The sequence below is a fragment of the Steroidobacteraceae bacterium genome, assembly GCA_041395505.1.
Taxonomy (GTDB): Bacteria; Pseudomonadota; Gammaproteobacteria; order Steroidobacterales; family Steroidobacteraceae; genus JAWLAG01.
Map to the genome: position 1 here is coordinate 710,521 of JAWLAG010000001.1, position 11,849 is coordinate 722,369.

An 11,849-nucleotide genomic window follows, 5' to 3' on the forward strand; every position below is an offset into this window, starting at 1 on the left:
CAGGAGTGCTAACAACTCCGGACTTGTGAAAAATCGTTAATTATCAACAGCTTCTGAAGGAGCAACTAACATGAAGATTCGTCCTCTTCATGATCGCGTCATTGTGAAGCGCCTGGAGGAGGAGCGTACTTCCCCGGGTGGCATCGTGATCCCGGATACGGCCGCTGAAAAGCCGATCCAGGGCAAGGTGGTCGCGGTCGGCAAAGGCAAGATCCTGGAAGACGGCAATGTCCGTCCGCTGGATGTGAAAGTCGGCGACAAGATCCTTTTCGGCAAGTACAGCGGAACGGAAGTCAAAGTCGACGGTGATGAACTACTGGTCATGCGTGAAGAAGACGTCATGGCCATTATCGAGGGCAAATAACATGGCAGCTAAAGACGTACGTTTCAGCGACGATGCGCGCCAGCGCATGTTCCGCGGCGTCAACATCCTGGCCAATGCGGTCAAGGCGACGCTCGGCCCGAAGGGCCGCAATGCGGTGCTCGAGAAGAGCTTCGGCGCCCCCACCGTCACCAAGGACGGCGTGTCGGTCGCCAAGGAAATCGAGCTCAAGGACAAGTTCGAGAACATGGGCGCGCAGATGGTCAAGGAAGTCGCGTCCAATACTTCTGACGAAGCAGGCGATGGCACCACCACCGCCACTGTGCTCGCCCAAGCGATCATTCGCGAGGGTCTGAAGGCGGTCGCCTCGGGTCGCAACCCGATGGACGTCAAGCGCGGCATCGACAAGGGCGTCGGCGTCATCGTCGATGAACTGAAGAAGCTGTCGAAGCCCTGCAAGGACTCCAAGGCGATTGCCCAGGTCGGCACGATCTCCGCCAACTCCGACGAGTCGATCGGCAAGACCATAGCCGAGGCCATGGAGAAGGTCGGCAAGGAAGGCGTGATCACGGTCGAAGAGGGCTCGGGACTCGAGAACGAACTCGAAGTCGTCGAGGGCATGCAGTTCGACCGCGGCTACCTCTCGCCGTATTTCATCAACAACCAGCAGAACCAGACGACGGAGCTCGACAAGCCCTACATCCTGCTCTGCGACAAGAAGGTGTCTAACATCCGCGAAATGCTGCCGCTGCTCGAGGGCGTGGCCAAGGCGGGCCGGCCGTTGCTGGTCATCGCCGAGGACGTCGAGGGCGAGGCGCTTGCGACGCTGGTGGTCAACAACATCCGTGGCATCCTCAAGGTCGCCGCCGTCAAGGCGCCGGGCTTTGGCGATCGTCGCAAGGCCATGCTGCAGGACATCGCCATCCTCACGGGTGGCACGGTGATCTCCGACGAAGTGGGCCTGTCGCTCGAGAAGGCGACGCTCAATGACCTCGGCGAAGCGAAGAAGATCCTGGTGGAGAAAGAGAACACCACGATCATCGACGGCGCCGGCAAGGCGAGCGAGATCAAGGGCCGGATCGAGTCGATCCGCCAGCAGGTCGAGGAAGCCACTTCCGACTACGACAAGGAAAAACTGCAGGAGCGCGTCGCCAAGCTCTCCGGCGGTGTTGCCCTGATCAAGGTCGGTGCGGCCACCGAGATCGAAATGAAAGAAAAGAAGGCCCGCGTCGAAGACGCCCTGCACGCAACCCGTGCGGCCGTCGAGGAAGGCGTGGTCCCGGGTGGTGGCACGGCGCTGCTGCGCACGCAGAAGGCGCTCGACAAGCTCGAAGGCAAGAACGAAGACCAGACGGTTGGAATTCGCATCCTGTCCCGTTCGATCGAAGAGCCGCTGCGCCAGATCGTGGAAAACGCCGGCGAAGATGCCGCAGTCGTCCTCAACCAGGTCAAGTCTGGCAAAGGCGCCTACGGCTACAACGCTGCGACGGGTGAGTTCGGCGACCTCCTGGACGAGGGCATCCTCGACCCGACCAAGGTCACTCGGCTCGCGTTGCAGAACGCCGCGTCGGTGGCGGGCCTGCTGCTCACCACCGAGGTGATGATTGCCGAGGCTCCGAAGGATGAGGAGCACAGCCACGCCCCGATGCCTGGCGGCATGGGCGGCATGGGCGACATGGGCATGTAACGCCCGGCGTTACTTCACCTATTGGTCGATAGACAAAGGGCCGGCAGTGATGTCGGCCCTTTTGTTTTAAGATCGATGACTGTTGTCCCACGGCAAATTGCCTGAGTCAGGACCATGGCCATCATCCCGTTCGAAACCAAGATCGATTTTGCGCGACCGCGCTGGAACCGCGATGCCTGGGCGCGCATCCAGGCCGACATGGATAGCGACAAGGAACGGGTCTGTTATTGCACGGGCACCATCCTGGCAGTGCGCCCGGGGGAGGCTGTAAAGCCCATCCTCGGTTTTCAGACCTTTCTCGTAACGCGGCTCGTACCGCTGCCGGATGGCAACATCCGCCGTCTCAACAAGGAGGTCATCTTCTACACCGGCCTGACGCGAGGCGGCCAGCCGGGCGAGATCATCGACCGCTGGCAAAACCCGTTCACGCAGGAGGAAGTCAAGGTCGTCCAGGTCATCAACGATCCATTCAACTACACGATCAGCGAGACGCTGATACTCGCGCCCGAGGATTTCCGTGGTGATCGCGCCTCGTTACCGAAGCTCCCCCTGCTCTTTCCCTGGCAGGAGCTCGACACCGAGACGCTGGTGCTCTCGACGGACATGCATTTGAATTACTCGAACCCACTGCAGCCGGACAAGTGGCCGCGCGAATCAGCCGGGCCGCGCGCACAGGTCACGGAGATGATGCGCTTCTTCGTCAAACGCCGTGATCTCGAGAACCCGGCGCTGTCGGCCGTGCCCTACCACGGGACCTGGCACAGAATTTCGCCTTGGTTGCCCTGGATGCTGATGGGGCAGGCGCCGGGCCACGTGATGTACGCGTCCACGATGATCGGCTTCGACAGCATTTCGAAGTTGCCGCAACAGGTGCGCGAGTACGCCGAGAAGAATTGTCCGCACATGCTGCATGCGCCAACCGAGGATTATGGCCCGAGCCATGCGAGCCTCGAGCTCTACTCCAGGCAACAGACACCCGCGCCGACACGAAGCTAGGGAGGCGGACCGTGCGGAACCCTTCGTCACGAACCGCGGCGGGTTCAGCTCACGAGCTTGTAGCGTCAGGCGCAGGTTTCAGCCTTGCCTTGCTCTTTCTCGTGTCCTTCTTCAATTACATGGACCGCTACATGCTGGCCGTGCTGCTGCCATCGATCAAGAAGGATCTCGCGCTTTCGGATACCGGGATCGGCATCATCACCGGTTTTGCGTTCACGATTTTCTATGTAACGCTTGGCATACCGATCGCCCGGCTCGCTGATCGCTATAGTCGCAAGGCGATCATCAGCGTATCGCTCGCGATCTGGAGCCTGATGACGGGGCTTTGCGGTCTCGCGCAGAACTTCGTGCAACTCGCGCTGGCGCGGGTCATGGTGGGCATAGGCGAGGCAGGCGCGAGTCCGCCGGCGCACTCGTTGATCAGCGATTATTTCCCGCCGGCGCAGCGCACGCGGGCGATGGCGGTATTCACGATCGGATCGCCGGTGGGCATTACGGTCGGTTTCCTGTTGGGCGGCTGGCTGGCCGAAGCCTATTCCTGGCGGCATGCGCTCTGGGCGGTTGCCGTGCCTGGCCTGCTGCTTGCGATCACCGCGGCGCGCAAACTCCATGAGCCGCCGCGCCAGTGCGAGCGCGGCGATCTCACGGCGGTGCCATTCCTGGCCGTGGTGAGACGGTTGATCACCTCGCCGGCCTTCCGCCACATCTGTCTCGGCAACGGCTTCTACGCTGCCGTCTGGCTCGGCGTCGTGCAGTGGTTGCCGTCGTTCTATTCCCGCTCGTTCGAGCTCGGTGTCGCGCGGGTCGGCTTCCTGTTGGCCATGGTGCTCGGATTTTCGCAGCTGCTCGGCATGCTGGCGAGCGGGCTCGTGACCGACGTCGCGACGCGGCGCAATGCGCGCTGGTATGCGCTCGTGTCGGCCTATGGCGTGCTGATCTCGACTCCGGCCTTCCTGCTGGTGTTTCTCGCAAGTGCGCAGTGGGTATCGCTCGCCGCGGCCTTTTTCGCTTTCATGCTTGGGGTCATGCAGGGGCCCGCCTGTTTTGCAGCCGTACAGGCACTGGCGCCGCCGGCCATGCGAGCAACCGCTGCGGCCATACTGTTGTTGATGACCAATCTCATTGGCGGCATTGCCGGCACGCCAGCCGCCGGCATCGTGAGCGACCTGCTGCGCCCGGTCTATGGCGTCGATTCGCTGCGCTACGCGCTGCTCTCGGTTGCGCTCCTGTTCGGTGCCTGGGCGGCCTTACATTATTTTCTGGCTTCGCGCACGCTCGGGCAGGAACTTGCCGAGGCGAGAGTCGAGGCCTGAATCATCACGCCGGCTGCTGGGTTCTACCCCGATGGGTCGAGCTAAGCACCAAATAGGTGCGCGTTTTTGGGTAATTCTATGCAATAAATGGCCGTCGCCGCTGCCAAAGCGAGCGGCTAATGCCGGCGCGTAGCGATTATTTTGATTTCGGCGGCCGGCCAGACCAGGGGGAGTCGATGAATACAACGCACAGGTCCCGCATCGTTGCCATAGACCTGCTTCGCGGCTTGGTCATGTTGCTGATGCTCGTCGATCACGTTCGCGAGACCATCTATCTTCACCTGCAGGTGAGCGATCCGATGGCCGTGGACAGCACGGCGCCCGAACTGTTCTTCACCCGCATGTGCGCGCACCTGTGTGCACCCACTTTCGTCTTCCTCACAGGACTGTCCGCCTGGCTCTATGCGCACCCGCCTGGTCGCCCCGAGCGCTCGGCCAGTGGGTTTCTCTTCAAGCGCGGTTTGCTGCTCGTCGTGCTCGAGTGGACGCTGGTGAGTTTTGCCTGGACCGGCACGTTGTCACCGACGCGGATTTATCTGCAGGTGATCTGGGTGATTGGACTGTCGATGATGGTGCTGGCGTTGTTCGTCCGCTTGCCACGCATCGCGATCGCGGTCACCGGCTTCGTGATTGTCTTCGGGCATAACCTTCTCACGGGCATTCACTTCCAGCCTGGTGACCCGGGCTACATGCCGTGGACGATACTTTACGAGAAAGGCTATCTGATCGCCCCGGGTGGCCCGTTCATGATCAAGGTGAGCTATCCGCTGCTGCCCTGGATCGGCGTGATCCTCCTCGGATACTTCGCCGGACCGCTATACGGCACGGCGGTGAGTTCAGCGCAACGTGTCCGATGGCTGATTCAACTCGGAATCGCAAGTCTTGCCGTGCTGCTCGTGCTGCGCGGCTTCAATATCTATGGCGAGACATTGCCATGGGTTGCCGGGCAGGATCCGGTTCATACCCTGATGTCATTCGTCAACTATACGAAGTATCCGCCGTCGCTCGACTTTCTGCTGTTGACCCTGGGTCTCGCATTCCTGTTATTGGCCGCCTTCGAGCACGCGAACAACGCACTCGCCCGGGTCGTAACACTGTACGGTGGCGCGCCGATGTTCTTCTATTTGCTGCATCTGTATACGCTCCTGATCCTGCAGAATCTCGCCGTTGCAATATTTGGTGCCAATCATGGCGAGCGATTTGGCGTCGAACGCGTCCTTTGGATCTGGGTTGTCGCGGCTGTGCTCGCGATCGTGTTGTATTTCCCGGTGAGCGCCTTCGCCCGTTACAAGCAGCGCTCGACCCAGGCCTGGGTGCGGTACTTCTGAATGAGCGAATTACGCATTCGCCCCATGCAGGCGGGCGATCTGCCCGCGGGTCTCGCGCTGACCCAGGCGGTCGGGTGGTCGCACCGCCTGGCCGACTGGCAGCTTGCATTCTCGCTCGGCAAAGGTTGGGTCGCCGGCGATTCCAGCGGCCGGGTCGTCGGTACGATCATTGTCTGGAACTGGAGCGAGCGTGCGGCAACACTGGGTTTCGTGATCGTCGATCCGGCACTGCAGGGCAAGGGACTCGGACGGCGATTGATGGACAAGGCACTGCAATACACGGGCGGGCGGGCAGTGCAGCTGGCGGCGACCGACGCGGGACTCAAGCTCTATCGTGACTGCGGCTTTGCCGCGCGCGGATCGATCGAGCAGTGGCAGGCAGCGGATCTGTCTGTCAAGACGCCACCGCCGCTGCCGAATCTACAGCTGCGCACCGGGCAGGCCGAGGATTTGGGACTGCTGGTGGAACTCGACGCCGATGCATTCGGCGCGAAGCGTCCTGCGCTCATCGAGTCGGTGCTGGCGAGCGGCAATGCAGTGATCGCAGTGCAGGATGGCCGGCCCAGAGGCTTCGCCATGCGCCGTCCCTCGGGGCGGGGTCTGGTAATCGGGCCGCTCGTCGCAGTGGACCAGGACATGGCGATCGTGCTCGCCGCCGAGCAGATGCGAGGCGTCAACGGCCTGGTCCGCATCGATGTGCCGGGCGACGCCGACCAACTGCGGCGCTGGTTGGCCACTGCCGGCCTTGGCTGTGTCGATCGCGTGACCATCATGGTTCGCGGCGCGTGGCCGCCGATGGCCCAGCGCGGCATGCGGCGCCTGGCACTGGCAGCGCAGGCCTTGGGTTAGCACATCATTGAGCGTGCTCTACAAAGCCGATGTCGCGCGCGGTAGCGCCTGGGCCAGGTATTTTTCCGAAAACGCTCCCGACCTCGACTTTCATGTCTGGCCTGATTGCGGAGCGCTCGAGCAGGTCGAGTATCTCATCGCCTGGGCTCCGGGCCGCGAGCTGCTGGCGCAAATGCCGCGACTTCGCGTGATCTTCTCTACCGGTGCCGGGGTCGACCAGATCGATTTTTCGGCCGTGCCTGCCGCTGTTCCCATCGTGCGCATGGTCGAACCGGGCATCATCAACGGCATGGTCGAGTATGTAACCTGGGCCGTTCTGTCGATTCATCGCCGTATCCGCGCCTACGCAGACTTGCAGGCACAGCAGCGCTGGCAGGAACTGGCTGGGCCGACTGCGGACAAGGTCTGCGTCGGCGTAATGGGCCTGGGATCGTTGGGCAGCGCCGTACTCAACCGCCTTGCGACTTTCGGCTACCAGCTGGCTGGCTGGAGCCGCAGCCGCAAGTCGATCGCGGGCGTTCGCTGTTTCGCGGGCAAGGACGAGCTCCCGGGCTTCCTCGCGCGCTGTCATGTTCTGGTTTGCCTGCTGCCGTTGACGGGCGAGACGCTCGGCATTTTGAATGCGCGACTGTTCGCGGCGCTGCCGCAAGGCGCGGCACTCGTCAATGTCGGCCGCGGCGCGCAGCTCGAGGAGCAGGCGTTGCTCACGGCGCTTGGCAGCGGCCAGCTTTCCGAGGCCATCCTGGACGTTGCGAGCCCCGAGCCATTGCCGGCCGGTCATCCCTTCTGGCGCCACCCGCAAATCACCGTGACGCCGCATATATCCAGCATCACCCAACCGCTGACGGCCGCAGCCGTGGTACTCGAGAACCTGCGGCGTCATCAGCGCGGCGAACCATTGCGCGACGTGGTCGACCGCGAGCGCGGCTATTAGGTAGAGTGCACGGCGGGAGGCCGCATGGCAAAAAGACCAATCAAACTCGACCGCACCGATATCAACATCCTCGCGCAGCTGCAGCAAAATGGCCGCATCACCAACATCGATCTGGCCCATGCCGTGGCGTTGTCGCCGAGCCCATGCCTGCTGCGCGTCAAGAGGCTGGAAGAAGCCGGTTATATCACCAGTTACAACGCGCGTATCGACCTCGCCAAGCTCGGCGAGACGGTAACGGTATTCACCGAAGTGACGTTGAGCGACCATCATCGTGAGGATTTCATGAAGTTCGAGGGCGCCATTCGTCTTATCGACGAAGTCATCGAGTGCCATCTGGTCAGCGGCGGCTACGACTATCTGCTCAAGTTCCTGACGCGCGGCGTGTCCCACTACCAACAGGTGATCGAGGGCATACTGGGGCTCAACATCGGTGTCGCGAAGTATTTCAGCTACATCGTGATCAAATCGCCCATTCAGAAGCTCCACTACCCGCTAGCCAAGCTTTTCAACGTCGGGCAATGAACATCGGGCAATGAAAAAGGGCGTGGCCTCGCGGCCACGCCCTTCCTGGTCCAATCGACGCTGGGCCTAGAACTTGAATTCGACGGCCGCGGTGTAGGACACCGGGGCGCCGGGCGCGACCCAGAAGCGCGAGTAGGAACTCGGGTAATACACCTTGTCGAGGGCGTTATTGAGGTGCAGTGAAAACTTGAGATTCTCACTCGGCGCATAGGCAGCCATGAGGTTCAGCAGCACGTAGCCGGGCAGCCGAAACTCGGGTTGGAAGCCTGTTTCGCCCAGCCTGTCACCGACATAGCCGACATCGCCGCCAAGGCTCAGCACGCCACCATTGGCGAGGTGTGCATCATGCCTCACGAGTAGGTGGGCGCTGTGCTCCGGAATGTTGATCAGATCGGAGCCGGCCGGGATCGAGAAACCGAAGTTCACATCGAGGATGGCCTTGGTCGTGCGCGCATCGAGATAGGCGTAGGAGAAGATCGCGGTGGTGTTCTCCGCAAGCTTCGCCGTCAGATCGAGTTCAATGCCGTCGCTCTTGGCGTCGCCACCGGCGATGGAGAAACCAGCATTTACGGGGTCTGAGGTGAGGAAGTTCGATTTCTTGCCCTGGAAGATGGCAATCGTCGAACTCAGCCTGCCATCCGCGGTCTGCAGTTTTGCGCCCACTTCCGTAGACTCGCTGACTTCGGCCGGGAAGGGCGTGCCGCCGAAACCGGTGCCGCTATTCGGGCGATAGCCGCGCGAAAAACTCGCATAGAGCGTTGCCCGATCATTGACTTCGAACACGAGTCCGACCCGCGGGCTGGTCTTGGAGCCGGTCTGTTTGGTCTTTGTGCCGCCGGCCAGCACATTGGTGAATTCCTGCGTGAAACTGTCGTAGCGCACGCCGAGCAGCACTTTGAACTGCTCGGTGAGATCCATCTGGTCCTGCACATAGGCACCCCAGGCGGTCTGTTTCTCACGCTGGTCGGTCAGTGGGTTGAGCGTGCCGGGCGTTGCGCCGTAGACGGGGTTGAAGATGTTGATCGCATATTGCGGTGCCGTCGCCAGGGTGGGGCGATAGCGCGTCTGCATGGTGTCGAGCTTGTACTCGTAGGTGTCTGCGCCGAACAGCATGTGATGGTCGAGGGCGCCGGTACTCGCTTTACCGCTCAGCTCGAAGCGCGCGGAACTGTCCTTGGCATCGTAGTCGCGGAAGCGGCGCTGCCGGGTGAGATCTCCCGCCGCCGGATTCACGAACAACAACTGCCGGCCGTTGACCAGCTCGGGGTCGCTGCTGAATCCCGTGAACGATGATTCGCGGTAGTTGAGCCCCGCCAGCATGGCCCAGTTGCTGTTGAAACGATGATCCACGGTCAGTTGATGTCCGGTGCCATCGATCTTCGTCGGGCCGTCGGCCGGCTCGCCGAGGAAGCGCGAATTCGGAATCAATCCGAGCTGGTTATTGACCGCCACGACGCCACGATCGAAGGGTGCCTTCTGGTTTACCAACTCGAGTTCGTAGTTGATACCGGTCGCATCGCCAAGGCGGAAAAAAACCGAGGGTGTAATACTGTACTTGCGCGACTCCACGGTATCGCGAAACGACTGCGCGTCCTCGAACGAGCCGTTGACTCGATAGGCCGCGTTGTCGCTGATCGGGCCGGTACTGTCGATGGCAACGCGATAAGCGCTGAAGCGGCTGATCGACAATTCGACGGCATTCGATCGATCGAATTCGGGTTTCTTGGTGACGATGTTGATCGTGCCGCCAGGTTCACCGCGCCCGTACAGCGCCGATCCCGGGCCCTTGAGGACTTCGATGCTGGCGATGTTGGAGGTGTCGCGCCGGCCGCTGAAGCCGCGCCCGCCGCTGAATCCATTGACCAGGTAGCCGGACGGTGTGTTCTCATCACCCGCGAAACCGCGGATGGCGAAGCTGTCCCAAAGGCCGCCGAAGGTATTCTGCCGGGCTACCCCGCTTGCGAGGTCGAGCACCGTGTCGAGCTGCGTCGCATTGACGTCCTTGAGGATCTCCTCTGGAATGACCGAAATGTTCTGCGGCAAATCCTTCATTGCGACATCGCCGCGGTAGGCCTGGCGCACGCTGGTGATGACCACGGTTTCGAGGCCGTCCGCAGAGTCACTGTCCTGGGCCGACGCCTGCCAGCCGCTGGTTGCGGTCAGTACGCCGACAATGAGCGCGGTGGCGCGAGGCATAGTTATGCGAGTATTCACGTCTGGCTTCTCCCCTGGGATGCTCAAATTTGTCTGCCGTCTCTACTGCGATCGGGCGTAAGCGTCACCCTTGGCCGCATGGCATTGAATGTATCCGGCTGCCACGGCAAATGCTGCCGATTCGGGCCAACGAAAACATAGTTTGTTTCATTTCGTAGCGCAAAACCGCCAGTCATGATGTCGCAGGGATACAACACGATGATCCGCTGGCTGGTCCGGCTGCACCGCTGGCTCGGCATCGCGTTATGCCTGCTGGTGGCCACCTGGTTCGCGACGGGTTCGGTGTTGAGTTTCGTGCCATTCCCGAGTTTGCCGGCCGCCGAGCGCATTGCCGCAGGCGCTCCAATCGACGCCAGCCAACTGCGTGTGGACCCGGTGAGCGCGGCACTGGCGGCGGGTGGTGATGCCGTGCTGCGCCTGCGGTTGGTCAGCCCGGACGGCTCTGCGCGTTATGTCGCGGATCTTGCCGACGGCACACCGGTGGCAATCGATGCAGTAACCGGCCGCAGGCTCGCCATGCAGGACGCGGCGGTTGCCCGGCGTGTTGCGACGACATTCACCGGCTCGTCCGTGCAATACATCGACGGACCGTTGTTGCTCGACCAGTGGACTGTTCACGACGGCTACCGCGCCGCAAGTCCTTACTATCGCATTGCGCTCGACGATGCGGCGGGCACCGAAGTCTACGTATCGGCGCGTACTGCCGAAGTGGCGCAACGCACCGTGCGTCGCGAACGCGCGTGGAACTACGCCGGCGCCGTCGTGCACTGGATCAATCTGGTGGCCCTGCGCCAGAACCACGAACTGTGGCGCCGCGTCGTCTGGGTCCTGGCGGCGGGCGGCATCGTGCTCGCCCTGGCCGGCCTTGCGCTCGGCTGGCAGCGATTTGCGACTTGGCGGCGCATGGGTCGTGGCGGAATGTCGCCATTCCGTGGCTGGCAACGCAGGCATCATTTGCTCGGTCTGTTCGCCGGCCTGCTGATGCTGAGCTGGGTTGGCAGTGGCTGGTTGTCGCTCGACGACGGCCGCTTCTTTTCATCGGACCGGCCCGATGCCGCGACGCTCGCGACCTACCACGGACTCGGCGTCGTTGAGGCGGCGCGGGCTTTTCCGCTCGCGAAGTTGCAGTCACTCACGAATTTTCGCGAACTGGAGATCACGGCGGTTGGCGGCCGCGCCGTCCTGATCCTGCGCGGCGCCTCGCCAGCCGAAAACCAATTGTTCCAGGTGGGCCCAGGCGGCGAGCTACGCTCCGCTACCAACCTCGAAACGAAGTTGTTAAGCAACGCAGTAGCCACTGGCTGGGCGCCGGCGCATATCCGCAGTTCCGCCCGGATCGGCTACGATGACGCCTACAATCTCAGGATCAATCCGCTACCGCCGGATGCGATCCGCTTCATCCTCGACGACGCCGACTCGACCTGGGTGCAAGTCGATGCGGCGAGCGGCGAGATCATTGCCGTGCTCGACAGAAGTCGTCGTGTGCATCGCTGGCTGGTCGATGGATTGCACAACTTCGACTTTCCGTGGCTCAATCGGGCGGCGCCCTTGTGGCATATCCTGTTGCTCGTCGGTACGACGAGTGGCTTCCTGCTCGCCGCGAGCGGCGTGGTGCTTGGATTCAGGCGTCTGCGGGGCAGGCGCAGCTGAGGCGCGGAATCGACTGGACCGTGCAAGTACCCGC

General features: G+C 62.1%; 10 protein-coding genes. 9 read left to right on the top strand and 1 reads right to left on the bottom strand.

The window, feature by feature from the left end; translation table 11 throughout:
• Positions 1 to 70 precede the first annotated feature (70 nt).
• The 8 genes from groES (at position 71) to R3E77_03325 (ending at position 7,951) form a co-directional block, all read left to right on the top strand.
• Entirely contained in the window at positions 71 to 364 is a 294-nt protein-coding gene (groES, locus tag R3E77_03290) for a co-chaperone GroES (GenBank protein MEZ5498438.1), read from the top strand.
• Between the two features lies 1 nt (position 365).
• Positions 366 to 2,009 (top strand): chaperonin GroEL, encoded by a 1,644-nt coding sequence (groL, locus tag R3E77_03295; GenBank protein MEZ5498439.1) that lies wholly within the window; start codon positions 366 to 368, stop codon positions 2,007 to 2,009.
• A 114-nt stretch (positions 2,010 to 2,123) separates the two neighbouring features.
• The gene (locus R3E77_03300; protein ID MEZ5498440.1) at positions 2,124 to 3,005 is read left to right on the top strand and encodes a DUF1838 family protein; all 882 of its coding nucleotides are present in this window, start codon (positions 2,124 to 2,126) and stop codon (positions 3,003 to 3,005) included.
• Between the two features lie 11 nt (positions 3,006 to 3,016).
• Entirely contained in the window at positions 3,017 to 4,318 is a 1,302-nt protein-coding gene (locus R3E77_03305; protein MEZ5498441.1) for an MFS transporter, read from the top strand.
• Positions 4,319 to 4,494: 176 nt separating this feature from the next.
• Positions 4,495 to 5,646, top strand: coding sequence for a heparan-alpha-glucosaminide N-acetyltransferase domain-containing protein (locus R3E77_03310; protein MEZ5498442.1), 1,152 nt, complete (start codon positions 4,495 to 4,497; stop codon positions 5,644 to 5,646).
• Complete coding sequence (locus R3E77_03315; GenBank protein MEZ5498443.1) at positions 5,647 to 6,495, top strand: GNAT family N-acetyltransferase; 849 nt, start codon at positions 5,647 to 5,649, stop codon at positions 6,493 to 6,495.
• Positions 6,496 to 6,508: 13 nt separating this feature from the next.
• Positions 6,509 to 7,429, top strand: a complete 921-nt coding sequence (locus tag R3E77_03320; protein ID MEZ5498444.1) for a glyoxylate/hydroxypyruvate reductase A — start codon at positions 6,509 to 6,511, stop codon at positions 7,427 to 7,429.
• A 24-nt stretch (positions 7,430 to 7,453) separates the two neighbouring features.
• The gene (locus tag R3E77_03325) at positions 7,454 to 7,951 is read left to right on the top strand and encodes a winged helix-turn-helix transcriptional regulator (GenBank protein ID MEZ5498445.1); all 498 of its coding nucleotides are present in this window, start codon (positions 7,454 to 7,456) and stop codon (positions 7,949 to 7,951) included.
• Between the two features lie 66 nt (positions 7,952 to 8,017).
• Here the strand turns inward: R3E77_03325 and R3E77_03330 are convergent, their stop codons facing one another.
• Positions 8,018 to 10,147 (bottom strand): TonB-dependent siderophore receptor, encoded by a 2,130-nt coding sequence (locus R3E77_03330; GenBank protein MEZ5498446.1) that lies wholly within the window; start codon positions 10,145 to 10,147, stop codon positions 8,018 to 8,020.
• A gap of 216 nt (positions 10,148 to 10,363) precedes the next feature.
• On the opposite strand from R3E77_03330, the gene R3E77_03335 reads away from it, so the two are divergent.
• The gene (locus R3E77_03335) at positions 10,364 to 11,815 is read left to right on the top strand and encodes a PepSY domain-containing protein (GenBank protein MEZ5498447.1); all 1,452 of its coding nucleotides are present in this window, start codon (positions 10,364 to 10,366) and stop codon (positions 11,813 to 11,815) included.
• Positions 11,816 to 11,849 lie beyond the last annotated feature (34 nt).

Coding starts and splice junctions, on each gene's coding strand:
- R3E77_03315 (MEZ5498443.1), top strand. CDS start 5,647: ATGAGCGAATTACGCATTCGCCCCATGCAGGCGGGCGATCTGCCCGCG.
- R3E77_03300 (MEZ5498440.1), top strand. CDS start 2,124: ATGGCCATCATCCCGTTCGAAACCAAGATCGATTTTGCGCGACCGCGC.
- groES (MEZ5498438.1), top strand. CDS start 71: ATGAAGATTCGTCCTCTTCATGATCGCGTCATTGTGAAGCGCCTGGAG.
- groL (MEZ5498439.1), top strand. CDS start 366: ATGGCAGCTAAAGACGTACGTTTCAGCGACGATGCGCGCCAGCGCATG.
- R3E77_03330 (MEZ5498446.1), bottom strand. CDS start 10,147: ATGCCTCGCGCCACCGCGCTCATTGTCGGCGTACTGACCGCAACCAGC.
- R3E77_03325 (MEZ5498445.1), top strand. CDS start 7,454: ATGGCAAAAAGACCAATCAAACTCGACCGCACCGATATCAACATCCTC.
- R3E77_03335 (MEZ5498447.1), top strand. CDS start 10,364: ATGATCCGCTGGCTGGTCCGGCTGCACCGCTGGCTCGGCATCGCGTTA.
- R3E77_03310 (MEZ5498442.1), top strand. CDS start 4,495: ATGAATACAACGCACAGGTCCCGCATCGTTGCCATAGACCTGCTTCGC.